11 protein-coding genes and 1 riboswitch are annotated in these 13,261 nt (G+C 71.0%); of the genes, 6 read left to right on the top strand and 5 right to left on the bottom strand.

Translation table 11 applies throughout. The features are described from left to right. Positions 1-85 precede the first annotated feature (85 nt). Entirely contained in the window at positions 86-1,654 is a 1,569-nt protein-coding gene (locus tag LUU90_RS17555) for a hypothetical protein (protein WP_275004941.1), read from the top strand. Between the two features lie 114 nt (positions 1,655-1,768). Here LUU90_RS17555 and LUU90_RS17550 read toward each other — a convergent pair whose 3' ends face one another. Both LUU90_RS17550 and LUU90_RS17545 read right to left on the bottom strand, forming a co-directional pair. Beyond that, the gene (locus LUU90_RS17550) at positions 1,769-3,232 is read right to left on the bottom strand and encodes a hypothetical protein (protein ID WP_275004940.1); all 1,464 of its coding nucleotides are present in this window, start codon (positions 3,230-3,232) and stop codon (positions 1,769-1,771) included. Beyond that, positions 3,229-3,759: a SigE family RNA polymerase sigma factor gene (locus LUU90_RS17545; protein WP_275004939.1), complete on the bottom strand. Its 531-nt coding sequence runs from the start codon at positions 3,757-3,759 to the stop codon at positions 3,229-3,231. Before LUU90_RS17545 ends, LUU90_RS17550 begins: the two co-directional genes overlap by 4 nt. A 156-nt stretch (positions 3,760-3,915) precedes the next feature. Between LUU90_RS17545 and LUU90_RS17540 the strand changes: the two genes are divergently transcribed. Further along, positions 3,916-4,938, top strand: coding sequence for a PEP/pyruvate-binding domain-containing protein (locus LUU90_RS17540; protein ID WP_275004938.1), 1,023 nt, complete (start codon positions 3,916-3,918; stop codon positions 4,936-4,938). A gap of 95 nt (positions 4,939-5,033) precedes the next feature. Here LUU90_RS17540 and LUU90_RS17535 read toward each other — a convergent pair whose 3' ends face one another. Further along, a complete protein-coding gene (locus LUU90_RS17535) occupies positions 5,034-5,894 on the bottom strand; it encodes an SDR family oxidoreductase (RefSeq protein ID WP_275004937.1) in 861 nt (286 codons plus the stop codon). Between the two features lie 145 nt (positions 5,895-6,039). On the opposite strand from LUU90_RS17535, the gene LUU90_RS17530 reads away from it, so the two are divergent. Both LUU90_RS17530 and LUU90_RS17525 read left to right on the top strand, forming a co-directional pair. After that, entirely contained in the window at positions 6,040-6,726 is a 687-nt protein-coding gene (locus LUU90_RS17530; protein ID WP_275004936.1) for a PAS and ANTAR domain-containing protein, read from the top strand. Between the two features lie 73 nt (positions 6,727-6,799). Continuing rightward, positions 6,800-7,678, top strand: a complete 879-nt coding sequence (locus tag LUU90_RS17525) for an endonuclease/exonuclease/phosphatase family protein (protein WP_275004935.1) — start codon at positions 6,800-6,802, stop codon at positions 7,676-7,678. A gap of 66 nt (positions 7,679-7,744) precedes the next feature. Here the strand turns inward: LUU90_RS17525 and LUU90_RS17520 are convergent, their stop codons facing one another. Together LUU90_RS17520 and LUU90_RS17515 are read right to left on the bottom strand one after the other, a co-directional pair. Continuing rightward, positions 7,745-8,155, bottom strand: a complete 411-nt coding sequence (locus LUU90_RS17520; protein WP_275004934.1) for a VOC family protein — start codon at positions 8,153-8,155, stop codon at positions 7,745-7,747. 116 nt (positions 8,156-8,271) lie between these two features. Further along, positions 8,272-8,637, bottom strand: a complete 366-nt coding sequence (locus LUU90_RS17515) for a hypothetical protein (RefSeq protein ID WP_275004933.1) — start codon at positions 8,635-8,637, stop codon at positions 8,272-8,274. Positions 8,638-8,824: 187 nt separating this feature from the next. On the opposite strand from LUU90_RS17515, the gene LUU90_RS17510 reads away from it, so the two are divergent. Together LUU90_RS17510 and gcvP are read left to right on the top strand one after the other, a co-directional pair. Next, the gene (locus LUU90_RS17510; protein ID WP_275004932.1) at positions 8,825-9,730 is read left to right on the top strand and encodes a LysR family transcriptional regulator; all 906 of its coding nucleotides are present in this window, start codon (positions 8,825-8,827) and stop codon (positions 9,728-9,730) included. Positions 9,731-9,872: 142 nt separating this feature from the next. Beyond that, a riboswitch (glycine riboswitch) is annotated at positions 9,873-10,002 on the top strand. A 163-nt stretch (positions 10,003-10,165) separates the two neighbouring features. Then, on the top strand, positions 10,166-13,204 hold the full coding sequence (gcvP, locus tag LUU90_RS17505) for an aminomethyl-transferring glycine dehydrogenase (protein WP_275004931.1): 3,039 nt from the start codon (positions 10,166-10,168) through the stop codon (positions 13,202-13,204). The last annotated feature ends 57 nt before the right edge of the window (positions 13,205-13,261 follow it).

Below are 13,261 nucleotides of genomic sequence, written 5' to 3'. Positions count from 1 at the left end.
CTCCCGTGGCCCGCCCCTGCTGCCCGGGAGAACATGCGGCTGGGGCGGGACGCGTCCGCGTCCCCAGGACTAGGGGCGTGGACTGATGAGATCGAAGATGCGTGTGCCGTTGAGCATGGTGCTCGGTGCGGCACTGACGATGACCGGGATCGCGACGTCGAGCATGGCGGTGACGCCCGACGCGGCGGTGGAGCCCGGGCCGTCCGCGAGGCAGAAGCAGGCCCAGACCATGACCCGTCAGGTGGAGGACGTCACGGTCACGGCGAAGATTTCCCTGCCGCCGGGATCCGACGTGCGGGGATCCATCGTCGGGACGCTCAGCATCACCCACAACGGGACGTCCGCGGCGATGCGGTCGGGGCGGATGACGATGGTCGACCCCGACGGTCGGGACCTCGTGGGGGCGCAGTTCGTCGCGGCCGGGGCGGCCAATACCTGGACCTCGACCGTGCCGCTGTCCGCGGACGCGAAGTCGGGCATCTACCAGGTCAGCGTGGCCGCCGAGATCGCGGTGACGACGTCCGACGGCGTGGTCAACGTGCCGATTCGCACCGCCGACCCGGTCTCGGTGCCGTTCCGTGCTCAGCGGAACATCCCCTCGATCTGGACGTCGACGTCGAGCGCGCCCGCAGGCTCGACGATCTCGGTCTCGGGCGCCGCGAACATCCGGAGCCTCGGCACCGGCAACTACCTGCCCGCCACCGGTCAGCAGGTGAAGCTGTACTTCGACCCGACGGGCGACGCGCCGGAAGCCCTGCGCGCAACCCTCACGACCGACTCGCGAGGCTTCTTCACGAGCCGGCAGAAGCCGGGCGGCTCCGGAAGATGGCGGGCAGAGATGCCGATGACCGACACGGGCGCGCGAGCGGTATGGACCATCACCTCCGCGGAACGGGAGCGCACCACCAAGCTCCGACAGGGTTCGGTGAGCGCCACCCAGAACGGCTTCACCGCGGGGGACCACCTGATGACGCACGACGTCGTGGTCGGCCTGGCCCCGGTGCAGCGCCGGGTCGACGTCGGCAGCCTCGACTTCACCGTCGGTGGGAAGTCGGGCTGGGTCAGCGCCCAGAGCCGGCGCGGCGAGGGCAGCTTCCCCGACGGGTACCGGGTGGAGCGCGAGATGGTGCACGCCGGTGTCGGCACCAGTGCCGTGACGTTCACCTTCAACCCGACCCTGCCCGCGGGCGTCTACGACATCGGCATCAGGGACGCCATGAAGGCGTGCTCCGCACCCGACTGGGCCGCGAACGACGCCGCCAGCGGCCTGAGCAACTGCACGCACAACGTCCTGGTCCAGGACTCCACCGTCACGACCATCGTGGTGAAGCGCGCCAGCACCACCACCGTCGCGGCATCGGACACGTCGTTCACCGGGCCGAAGACCATCACCCTCAGCGGTGAGGTGCGGAAGGTGCAGCTCGTGAGCGGCGGTGGCGCCGCGGACAAGCCGGCACCCAACACGTCGGTGGGTCTGTACTTCGACCCGGCCGGCTCGGCGGGGCCGACCCTCCAGAAGACCGTCACCACCGGCTCGAACGGGACGTACTCGACGACGGCCCTGACGAGCTCCTCGGGCAAGTGGATCGCGAAGTACGCGGGCACCACCCTGCAGGCGCCGTCGCAGGCGACTGTGGCCATCACGGTCAACTAGTTCGTCGACAAAAGGTCCGTCTCTACCAAGCCGTTCGGCATGCATTCTTGCGAGAGAGCATGCGAAGAGGCTTGGTGGAGGCGGACCTTTGCCGTCCCGTCGTGGCGCTTGGTCTCAGTCGTAGGTGTGGAAGACGGCGTCCTCCGGGACCGTCACCGTCGGTGCTTCGGGCACTGAGCCGAAGCCTTCCGGAACCGCCTGCAGTGTGGCGCGGCCCCCCGACTCCAGCAGTGTTCCGACATTGATCGTCACGTCGGATCCTTCGGTCGTGTTCCAGGCGATCCGGTCGCCGGCGAGGCCGATCATCATCCGTTCCTCCGGGCTGCTCTGACCTACCCGGACCAGGTCGGGGTGGCCTGCACGGCTCGGCGAGGTGTCGCGGAGAAGGTAGGCGACCGGACCGGACACCCAGACGATGGCGTCGCCCGCCGCGGAGAGACTGGTCACCGGGTTGTCGCGCAGATGGACGGCGATCGTCTGGTCCTCGTCGGGAGCGACGACTCCGTCCACCCGCGGGACGGCGGTGAGTGTGACCAGGTCACTGCCACGAGCGTAGGTGAGCACGTCGTCGGTGATGTCGACGGCTGTGACCGGCTGGCCGTCCGGGTTGTTCACCGTCAGGAGGGTAGCCACGCTGCCGTCGTCCCCGTACGAGGTGAAGGTTGTCGTCGGGAAGCCGTCAGCGTCCTGCCCCAGCGTCGCTACGACAATCTCGTCGCTGTCGCTGCCTACGGCGGTTGCTTGCCGGGCCAGGGTTTCCGGCTGTTCGGAACCGTCTGTCGGAGCGGCGGAGACGGTGGTTCCGTGGCGCCAGGCAATCCGCTCGTCGGACATGACCAGGCTGCCGGTGTTCAGGAGGGGTGCCTCTCCGATCGTTCGGATGTCGCCCATCGCGGTACCTGCCACTCGGATGGTCCGCTGCCCGACAGGTTGCCCGTCTGCGCCGGCATCCTCGAGCTCGTACCAGGCCGCCACACGCCCATGGGCCGTCAGGCCTATGGGCGTACGGTTCTTGTCGCCCGTCAGGGTCCCGCCGAAGTGATCGGTCCCGAATACCTGGTAGCCGATGAGATACCCCTCGTCAGAGGGCATCTGATGCGTTCGCCAGAACGCGCCGTCCTCGGTAACAGTCGCCGGTGTGAGTCCGGGGGCGGCCGGCAGCGTGTCGTCGACTCGCACGTCGAGACACGGCGAGATCGGGCGTGCGTCGGTCAGGTGGTAGGTCACTCCCGGACGCGTGCTCGGCGGCGCTTCCGGGTCAGGCGTCTGCCGTATGGCAGGCTCCGGAACCTCGCAGCTCGACACGTCCGCCTCCGCGATCCCGAGCAGCTCCCGTATCTGCTCACTCCCGGGAAGAGTCACGTCGCCGAGCCCAGGCGCGTGTACCGGCCCAGCGAGGGCCAGCGAGAAGGCGACGGCGGCCGCCGTCGTGCAGGCACCCACCGCCTGCCACGACCGCCGGCGCCGCAGCGCGCGCCGGCTCTCGGCGAGCACCTCGTGCGCGTCGAACCGGCGCTCCTCGACCGTGTCGGCACCTGCCCGAAGGCGGGCCAGGACGTCCGTGTCGTCGATGCTCATCGCGCACCCTCCTCGAAGATGTCGCGCAGGCGGGCGATCCCGCGTGCGTTGGCGGACTTGACCGTGCCGAGGGGGATCCCGAGCTCGCGGGCGGTCTGTTCCTCGGTGAGGTCGAGCAGGTGGCGCAGCACCACCACCCGACGCTGCGCGACGGGGAGCTGCGACAACGCGCGCATCACCTCGTCCCGCACGGCGATGCCGTCGGCGGGACCTGCGACGGACCCGGCCGGAACGGCTTCGGACGCCACCTCGTGGCGGGTCCGGCGCCAGCCGTCGATGCGCAGGTTGAGCAGGATCCGGCGGGCGTAGGCGCGGGGCTCGCCGACGCGCGCCTTGTGCCACGACCGGTAGGAGCGTTCGAAGGTCGCCTGCACCAGCTCCTCGGCCCGGTGCGGGTCGCCGGACAGGAAGAGCGCCGTCTTGTAGAGATACGGGCCGGTGTCCTGCACGAACGCCGTGAACTCCTGGTCCTTGGTCCGCGTGACGTCGACCCGGACCAGCGGGTCGTCACTCACCTGGGCGGACATGGTCGCGCGCTCTCCCTCGTCATGTCCCCCACCACGCGGGCGACTGCGAGAAAGGTTCCACGTCGGGGGTTCGAATCCGAACGCTCAGGTCAGATGCACCATGATCGGTTGACCACGGCCGCACGCGAGGCCGGTCCCCGGACGAAGGAGAACCCCGTGAGCACCGATGTCGCGCAGCCGTTCGCGCTCGACCTGGCGCACCCCGCCGCGACCGACCTCGCGACGACCGGTGGAAAGGGCTCGTCCCTGGCCCGCCTGGCTGCGGCCGGCCTACCGGTCCCCGGGGCGTTCCACCTGACCACCCACGCCTATCGTGCGGCGGTGGCAGGTGCTCCGCAGCGGGCGATCGTCGAGGCGGCGACGCACGTGCAGCCGGACCTGCCCGAGACCCACGAGGCCACGGCCTCCCGCATCGCCGCGGTGTTCGCGGAGCTGGAGATCCCGGGGGAGGTGGCCGACGCCGTCCGTGCCGGGTACTCGACGCTGCGCGTCCCTACCGGGAACCGCGTCCCCGGCGCGGGTGAGCCCGCCGTGGCCGTGCGCTCCTCGGCGACCGCCGAGGACCTGCCGGGCATGTCGTTCGCGGGTCAGCAGGAGTCGTACCTCAACATCCGCGGCGAGGAGGCGCTGCTGCGCGCGGTCCGGGACTGCTGGGCCTCCCTGTGGACGGCGCGCGCCATCGGTTACCGCGCCAGGCACCGCATCCCTGCCGACGAGGTGAGCCTTGCGGTGGTCGTGCAGCGCCTGGTCCCCGCCGACGCCGCGGGCATCCTGTTCACCGTCGATCCGATGACCGGTTCTCGGGACCGGGTGGTGATCAACGCGGCGTGGGGGCTGGGGGAGGCCGTCGTCGGCGGTCAGGTCACCCCCGACACCTTCCTGGTGGCCCGGGCGAGTGGCGGTGTCGATGCCACGGTGAGTACCAAGGAGATTCGCACGGTGCGCACGGATGACGGGACGCGGAACGAGCCGGTTCCCGCTGAGCTGCGCGACCGCCCGTCACTCACCGACGCGCAGGCCGCCCGCCTCGCGGCGCTCGGCTCCCGCATCGAGGAGCTGTACGAGGCCCCCGTGGACGTCGAGTGGGCGGTGGACGACGGTCGACCGTTCATCCTGCAGGCGCGGCCCGTCACGGGCGCGGCCGGCCGGCAGCCCAACACCGAGGTCTCACCACGGTGACCGACGTCCGCTGGACCGATCGTCGCCCGTGAGCCGGGCATCCCGGCGGACGCCGGGAGCGACTGAGGACCCACACACCCTGGCCGGCCGGAAGGTCAGAACACCGGCTTACCGCCGGTCACGCCGAGCACGGTGCCGGAGACGTACGACGCCGTCACGGGCGACGCCAGGTACACGAACGCCGGCGCCACCTCGGCCGGCTGCCCGGCGCGGCCCAGGGGCGTGTCCTGGCCGAACGACGCGACCTTCTCCTCGGGCTGGGTGGCAGGCTGCAGCGGTGTCCAGATCGGTCCGGGTGCCACGGCGTTCACCCGGATCCCGCGGGGCCCCAGCTCGGCGGCAAGGTTCACCGTGATGTTGTTGATCGCTGCCTTCGAGGCCGCATAATCGAGCAGCGAGGTCGACGGCTGATACGCCTGGATCGAGGAGTTGTTGATGATGGCACCCCCCTCGCCGAGGTGCGAGAGCGCGGACTGGGTCACCCAGAACAGTGCGTACAGGTTGGTCTTGAGGACGCGGTCCAGCTCGTCGGTCGTCACCTCCTCGACGGATGCTCGACGTGCCATCTGGTAACCAGCGTTGTTCACCAGGACGTCGATCCCGCCCAGCTCACCGGCGGCTCGGTGCGCGACACCGCGCGCGGTCGCCTCGTCCCGCAGGTCGCCGGGCAGAAGCGCGCACTGCCGCCCCGCCTTGTGCACCCACTCCGCCGTCGTGCGCGCGTCCTTCTCCTCCTCCGGAAGGTAGGAGATGGCGACGTCGGCGCCCTCGCGGGCGAACGCGATGGCGACCGCGCGGCCGATACCGGAATCACCGCCGGTCACCAGGGCCTTGTAGCCGACCAGCTTCTCGCTGCCGACGTAGCTGGCCTCACCGTGGTCCGGCGTCGGGACCATCCGATCGGTCGTGCCGGGCGGATTCTGCTGCTGCGGGGGAAAGGGCTGGTCCTGGCTCATCTTGTCCTCCATCGTCGTGTGACGTGTCCGACCGATGTGGTGGCCTCTGCTCGACCCTCGAAAACACGCTAGCCCGTGGGCTCGCGTGTCGCATATCCCGTACTGTCAGAGCACCGGTTCTGCGAACTGTTCTGGAAGGAGCCTCGTGACTTCCCCAACCACGCCCAGCGAGCCCCCGCTCGACGAGACGCTCGAGGAAGTGCTCGCCGGAGGCGCTCGGCCCCCGGTCGGTCGGTATCGGCTCGACCTGGCGACGGGTCAGTGGGCATGGTCGGACGAGGTGTACGTGATGCACGGCTTCGAGCCGGGCCAGATCGTACCGACGACGCCCCTGATGCTCTCTCACAAGCACCCTGACGACCGAGCGCGGGTCGACGGCCTGCTGCGCCGTGCGGCGGAGACCGGGCAGCCGTTCAGCTCGGTGCACCGCATCCGGGACGCCCACGGCAAGACACGCACGCTGGCCGTCACGGGCCAGGGTCGGCGTGACCCCGCGACGGGCCGGGTGACGGAGCTGTTCGGCTACTTCATCGACGTCACGGAGTCGCACCGGGAGGCGGCGGCACGCGACGCGACGGCCTCCATCCAGGCCTCGGCCGAGCGCCGTGCGGTCATCGAGCAGGCCAAGGGCGTGCTCATGGTGGTCTACGGCATCGACGAGGACGACGCGTTCGAGCAGCTGCGGCAGGCGTCGAACCTGGCGAACATCGCGGTCCGGGACATCGCCTACTCGTTGGTGCACCTGTTCTCCGGGCCCGAGGTCACGGTGTTCCCGACGCGCGAGGCCATCGACGAGTTCCTGGACAAACCGATCCCGCCCGAGAATCTCTGACCCGAGCCGGCCGTGCGATCACGGCCGACTCGTGCGGTCGCGGCAGCGGACACATCGGGCCCATGATCAGGGCGTGCGCCTTGCCACGTTCAACGTCCAGCACGGCCTCGGCCCCGACGGCCGGGTCGACAACCAGCGGCTCGCGCATGCCGTCGCGGCGCTCGACGCCGACGTCGTCGGGCTGCAGGAGGTCGACCTGCGGCAGGCCCGTTCCGGGGGAGCCGACCAGGCACGGCTCTGCGCGGAGGCGATGGGTGCGGTCGACCACCGGTTCCGGCCCGCGCTCGCGGGCCCGTTCCGCTACCCCGGCGTCCGGCGCCGGGCCCGCCGTGCGGAACGGCCCGACGCGCCCGGCTACGGCATCGCGCTGCTCTCCCGGTACCCCGTGCGGAACTGGCACACGGTGCTCCTGCCACCCGCCACCCCGTGGGTGTGGGGCCGGGTCCAGCTCGGGACCGACGAACCGCGGGTGGCGCTGGCGGCGGAGGTCGAGACGCCGTCGGGCCCGCTCACCGTGGTGTGCACCCACCTCAGCGTGTACCGGTTCCCGACGGCCACCTGGGCGGGTGGTCTCGCGCGGCGCGCTGCCGGGTACCGCCGTGGCACGCCTGGCGAGCGGCACGCGGAACGCCAGGTCGACCACCTGCGGGGTCGGCTCGCGGGGCTACCCCGGCCGCTGGTGCTGCTGGGGGACTTCAACCTCCGCGGTACGGTGCCGGCCGACCGCACCGGCTGGCGTCCGCTCGCCACAGGCCATACGTTTCCCCGGCACGACCCGCGGTTCCAGATCGACCACGTCCTCTGGGACGGCGGGACCGCCCTGCCCGACGGTGAGGTCGCCCGGCCCGACGGCGCAGGGCTGACCTCGAGCGGTATGCCGGTCACTGAGGCCAGGGTGGTTGACACGGGCGTCTCGGACCACCGCGCCCTGGTCGTCGACGTCGACTGGTGAGGGGCCGTGGCGGGCGAGCGGCGCTCGGCCCGGCCTGAACGCCCCGTCGGTCGGCGGGCGCCCGGGTCAGGCCACGAAGATGCAGAACGTGTGGCCGTCCGGGTCGGCGAGCGCGTAGAGCGGTTCCTCGGGATCGTCCGACCGGTCGTAGCGCAGGGTCGCGCCGAGCGCGAGGGCGTGGTCGCGCGCCTCGGTAAGCGCGGCGACGTCGGTCACCGAGGTGTCCAGGTGGAGCTGCTGCGGTACGCCGGGCTCCGGCCATGTCGACCTTGGTAGCTCGTCGACCTGCTGGAACGCGAGGGGAACGCCGTCGTCGTTCTGCAGTACCAGCCAGTCGCGGCCCTGCGGGTCCGGCTCGCCGGACGGCGGCGGCTCGTCGCCGGGGCGGTACGAGAGCCCGAAGAGCTGCCGGTAGAACTCGGCGAGGGCGCGTGCGTCGGTGGTGTCGAGCACCACCTGTCGGATGCGCGGGTTCATCTGGACAGCGCACCACATGTGGCGCCACCCGCAAATGTTGTCCGGCCGCAAAGACCACGCGAGGCCCGGCGCCGCAGCGCCGGACCTCGCGTGAGGAACCCAGGAGACGTGGACCGTCAGGCGGCCTCTGCGTAGGCGCGGTGGCCGACTGCGGCCTGCGTCGCGGGCTCCTGGTCGTCCTGCGCGGTGTCCTCGACGACCGTCAGCGTCGGCGCGCTCGCTGCCTGTCGCTTCTTCTTCGCGCGGAGCACGGTGGCGACAGCGTTCAAACCGATCAGGATGGCGGCGATGTTGGCGGCGGCGGACGGCCAGACGCCGTTCGATGCGGCGACCGTCAGCATGGTCACGGCCGCCAGCATGTTGGTTCCCTGGAACGCGAGAGAGTCGGCGTTCCAACGCCCACGGCTGACCATGGCGTAGGCCACGAGGCCGGCGAGCGCGCCGACCCAGCCGAGAGCGGTGGCAACCATCATGAGGGACATGGCAATACTCCTGAGGAAGAGATCGAAACGATTCGAGGGGTGCGGGAAGTCCGAGATCCGGGTTCCATGTGGGGGTGTGGCGTGGGGGCCGGAAGAGCTGGGTCGGACCACCGCCGAGATCAAGCATGAGGCAGATCGGCGTTCAGCACAATCGAATGTTTGTGACTCCGGCATGTAGCATTGCTACATGCCGACGGACCCGCGACGACTCGCTTTTCTCCTCGCAGTCCACCGTGCCGGTGGAGTGCTCGCAGCCGCTGATCTCCTGCATGTCACACCCTCCGCCGTCTCCCAGCAGATCGCCCGCCTGGAGGCTGAGGAAGGCATCGATGTGCTCGACCGCGGACCCCGCGGCGTGACCCTCACACCGGCCGGCCGCGTGCTCGCCGACGCGGCCGAGAGCATCGAGGCCGAGCTGGTCCAGGCACGGCAGGCCGTCGCCGCTCTGGGCGGCGAGCTCACGGGGCGCGTGTCGGTCGGCTCCATCCAGACCGCCATCCGAACGGTCGTCGCACCGATGCTCGTCTCCCTCGCAGAGCGTCACCCGCACATCGAGGTGGACGTCCAGGAGTACGACCCGCCGGAGGCGACCCGACGGTTGCGTGCCGGCGATCTCGACGCGATCGTGCTGGAACGCGACGTCGAGGTCGATGCCCCGGCGCCACGCGGCGCCCACGACGTCCCGCTGCTCGACGAGCCGTGGCGCATCGTGGTCCCGGCGAGCCTCCCCGAGCCAGAGCGTCTTGACGACCTCGCCGGCCTCACCTGGGTGGGCCCGCAGGCGGGATCGGCAGCGGAGCGCGCACTGGGGCGCCTGGCCGCCCAGCTCGGCACCACCTTCGAGACCCGGCACGCCTACAACGACTTCGACACCGCGATCTCGCTCGTCGCCGCAGGCCAGGGCATCGCGATGCTGCCCGCCCTGGCCCTGCAGCAGGAGGTGCCCGACGGCGTCGCGGTGGTCGCCCTCGCCGGCCTCGGTTCGCGACGCATGGTGGCGCGACACCGCAAGAACCGGCACGAGCCAGGACCCGCGGTGCGCGCAGTCGTGGACGAGATGGTCGCTGCCGCGCGCGAGATCGACCTCGGATAGACCTCGGCGACGCCGCGGCACGCGGCGACGGGGGCGAGCGGCGATACCCGGGCCGTATCCACGCGGCTACGATGTCCGCATAACTGAAGATCTTCACCGGTCCCGGACGTCGACCAGCTCGACCGATCAGGACCGTGCCGCCAGAACCGTGACGGGAGAGTCCGGCCGGGTGCGCACCACCGCCGTCGGGCGGGGCGCCTCCGGAGCACCCGGCGCCGAAGGAGCAATTTCCTCCCCGGGAATCTCTCAGGCCCCCGTACCGTCACAGTGAGGCAACTCTGGAAAGAGAGCCGCCGCCGCCCGGCGTCCGGGCGCGGAGGCTCCACCGACGGTGCAAGTCGGCGCGTCCCGTCCTCCTCCCGGTTCCCGGGCAGGGACATGACGGACCGGCAAAACTCTCAGGTAGACGTACGCCCCGAGCGGGCAGCGCGTCCGATGACAGAGCGGGGAGGGACCGCAGTCGTCCCCACGCCCTCGGACAGCCAGGAGCCCGCCGTGCGCACGCCCCACAACCCCGACGTCTTCGCCGACCGGCATCTCGGCCCTCGTGGCCGCGAGGTCAGCACCATGCTGGACCAGCTGGGCATCGACACCATGGACGCCCTCGTCGACCGGGCGGTCCCCAAGGCGATCCGTACCCAGACGCCGCTGAACCTGCCGGCCGCCCGCACGGAGCCCGAGGTGCTCGCCCACCTGCGTGAGCTCGCGGGCAAGAACCAGGTCAAGACCCAGATGATCGGCCAGGGCTTCTACGGCACCCACACGCCCGCCGTCATCCGCCGCAACGTGCTCGAGTCCCCCGCCTGGTACACGGCGTACACCCCGTACCAGCCGGAGATCAGCCAGGGCCGGCTCGAGGCGCTCCTCAACTTCCAGACCGCGGTCGAGGACCTCACCGGGCTCGAGATCGCGAACGCCTCCCTGCTCGACGAGGCCAGCGCCGTCGCAGAGGCCGTCGCCCTGATGTGGCGTGCGTCGCGGGCCAAGGAGGGGTACGTCGTCCTGGACGCCGACCTGTTCGGGCAGTCGCTCGCGGTGGCGCGCGGCCGTGCCGAGGCGATCGGCCTGCCCGTGGTGGTCGCCGACCTCAGCCAGGGGCTGCGGGCAGGCCTGCCCGCCGAGCTTCCCCCGGGCCAGCTCGTCGGCCTCGTGGTCCAGCAGGTCGGCGCGTCCGGCCGGGTGCTCGACGCGCGCGGCGTGATCGCGGAGGCCAAGGAGGCCGGTGCGCTGGTCACCGTCGCCACCGACCTGCTCGCCCTCACGCTCCTGGTCAGCCCGGGTGAGCTCGGCGCCGACATCTCGGTCGGGTCCGCGCAGCGCTTCGGCGTCCCGCTGTTCTACGGTGGCCCGCACGCCGCCTACATGGCGGTCAAGAAGGGCCTGGAGCGGCAGCTCCCCGGTCGTCTCGTCGGCGTCTCGATCGACGTCGACGGCGCCGCCGGGTACCGCCTCGCCCTGGCCACCCGCGAGCAGCACATCCGCCGCGAGAAGGCCACGAGCAACATCTGCACCGCCCAGGCGCTCCTTGCCATCGTGGCCAGCATGTACGCCGTCTACCACGGCCCGGACGGCCTCAGGGCGATCGCGACCCGGGTCCACACGCACGCGATCACCCTGGCCGAAGCCCTGCGGGCAGCGGGTGTCACGGTCGAGCACGACGTCTTCTTCGACACGGTCCGCGCCGTCGTCCCCGGCAAGGCCCAGGCTGTCGCGGCCGCGGCAGCCGACGCGGGCTACAACCTCTTCGTCCCGGACGCCGACCACATCCAGGTCAGCCTCGACGAGACGACGACACAGTCGGATATCGAGACGGTCGCCACCTGCCTCCTCACCACCCTGGGTCTGAAGACGATGCAGGGAGCGGGAAGGTCCGAAGACCCCCGCGCGGACGTAATCCTTCCCGAAGTGGAGGGCGCCCTGGCGCCCGTGAACGCGTCCGCGCGGAGGTCTTCGGACCTTCCTGCGGAGGTGACCCGAACGACGTCGTACCTGACCCACCCGATCTTCCACCAGCACCGCTCCGAGACCTCGATGCTGCGGTACCTGCGCAAGCTCTCGGACAAGGACCTCGCGCTGGACCGGACGATGATCCCGCTGGGCTCCTGCACCATGAAGCTCAACGCGACCGCCGAGATGGAGGCCATCTCCTGGCCCGGTTTCGCGGACATCCACCCGTACGCGCCGGTCGACCAGACGCAGGGCTACACGGAGCTGGTCACCGCGCTGGAGCAGCAGCTCGCCGAGATCACCGGCTACGCGGCCGTCTCGCTCCAGCCCAACGCGGGCAGCCAGGGCGAGTTCGCGGGGCTGCTCGCGATCAAGGGTTACCACGCGTCGCGTGGCGACGAGGGGCGCGACATCGTGCTGATCCCGGCGTCGGCGCACGGCACGAACGCGGCGTCGGCGGCGCTCGCGGGCCTGCGGGTCGTGGTCGTGTCGACGGCGGACGACGGCGAGATCCTGCTGGACGACCTGCGCACGAAGCTGGACCAGCACGGGTCCCAGGTGGCGGGCATCATGATCACCTACCCGTCCACGCACGGTGTGTACGAGGAGCACGTGCGCGAGGTCTGCGACCTGGTGCACGACGCCGGCGGCCAGGTGTACATCGACGGCGCCAACCTGAATGCGCTGGTGGGGCTGGCGCGGCCGGGCGAGTTCGGCGGCGACGTCTCGCACCTGAACCTGCACAAGACGTTCTGCATCCCGCACGGCGGCGGTGGCCCCGGCGTCGGACCGGTCGCGGTGGCCGAGCACCTCGTGCCGTTCCTCCCGGCGGACCCGACGCCCGGCGTCCTGACCGGATCGACCGGTTCGGCCGGCGGCTCGGCGGGCATCCCGGTGGCGTCGACGCGGTACGGCTCCGCGGGCATCCTCCCGATCTCGTACGCCTACGTGGCACTGATGGGACCGGACGGGCTGACCGAGGCGACCAAGGCCGCCGTCCTCACGGCGAACTACGTGGCCTCGCGCCTCGACCCGTACTTCCCGGTGCTGTACACGGGCCCGAACGGGCTGGTGGCACACGAGTGCATCCTCGACCTGCGCAAGATCACCGCCGAGACCGGCGTGACCGCCGAGGACGTCTCGAAGCGGCTCATGGACTACGGCTTCCACGCGCCGACCCTGGCGTTCCCGGTGCCGGGCACGCTCATGGTGGAGCCCACCGAGTCGGAGGACCTGGCGGAGCTGGACCGGTTCATCGAGGCGATGATCGCGATCCGCGGCGAGATCGACGCCGTCGCCGCCGGCCGCTGGAGCGCCGCGGACTCGCCGCTGCGCGGGGCGCCGCACACGGCCGCGTCGCTCATGACGGACGAGTGGGACAAGTCCTACTCACGTGAGCTCGCCGCGTTCCCCGTGGCGAGCCTGCGGGCCACCAAGTACTGGCCGCCGGTGCGCCGTATCGACGGTGCCAAGGGCGACCGCAACCTGGTCTGCTCCTGCCCGCCGATCGAGTCCTACGCCGAATAGCCATCTTGTTGTGGGCGTGATCGTCGCGCCCCAAGGGACAGGTAGTCGCAAGGAACA

The sequence above is a fragment of the Promicromonospora iranensis genome, from assembly GCF_028994775.1.
In the GTDB taxonomy this organism is placed as follows: domain Bacteria; phylum Actinomycetota; class Actinomycetes; order Actinomycetales; family Cellulomonadaceae; genus Promicromonospora; species Promicromonospora iranensis_A.
This window is presented reverse-complemented; position numbering and strand designations above follow the sequence as displayed.

Excerpts from the sequence above, each read along its gene's own strand:
- LUU90_RS17555 (WP_275004941.1), top strand. The coding sequence starts at position 86 with ATGAGATCGAAGATGCGTGTGCCGTTGAGCATGGTGCTCGGTGCGGCA.
- LUU90_RS17550 (WP_275004940.1), bottom strand. The coding sequence starts at position 3,232 with ATGAGCATCGACGACACGGACGTCCTGGCCCGCCTTCGGGCAGGTGCC.
- LUU90_RS17545 (WP_275004939.1), bottom strand. The coding sequence starts at position 3,759 with ATGTCCGCCCAGGTGAGTGACGACCCGCTGGTCCGGGTCGACGTCACG.
- LUU90_RS17535 (WP_275004937.1), bottom strand. The coding sequence starts at position 5,894 with ATGAGCCAGGACCAGCCCTTTCCCCCGCAGCAGCAGAATCCGCCCGGC.
- LUU90_RS17520 (WP_275004934.1), bottom strand. The coding sequence starts at position 8,155 with ATGAACCCGCGCATCCGACAGGTGGTGCTCGACACCACCGACGCACGC.
- LUU90_RS17515 (WP_275004933.1), bottom strand. The coding sequence starts at position 8,637 with ATGTCCCTCATGATGGTTGCCACCGCTCTCGGCTGGGTCGGCGCGCTC.
- LUU90_RS17510 (WP_275004932.1), top strand. The coding sequence starts at position 8,825 with ATGCCGACGGACCCGCGACGACTCGCTTTTCTCCTCGCAGTCCACCGT.
- gcvP (WP_275004931.1), top strand. The coding sequence starts at position 10,166 with ATGACAGAGCGGGGAGGGACCGCAGTCGTCCCCACGCCCTCGGACAGC.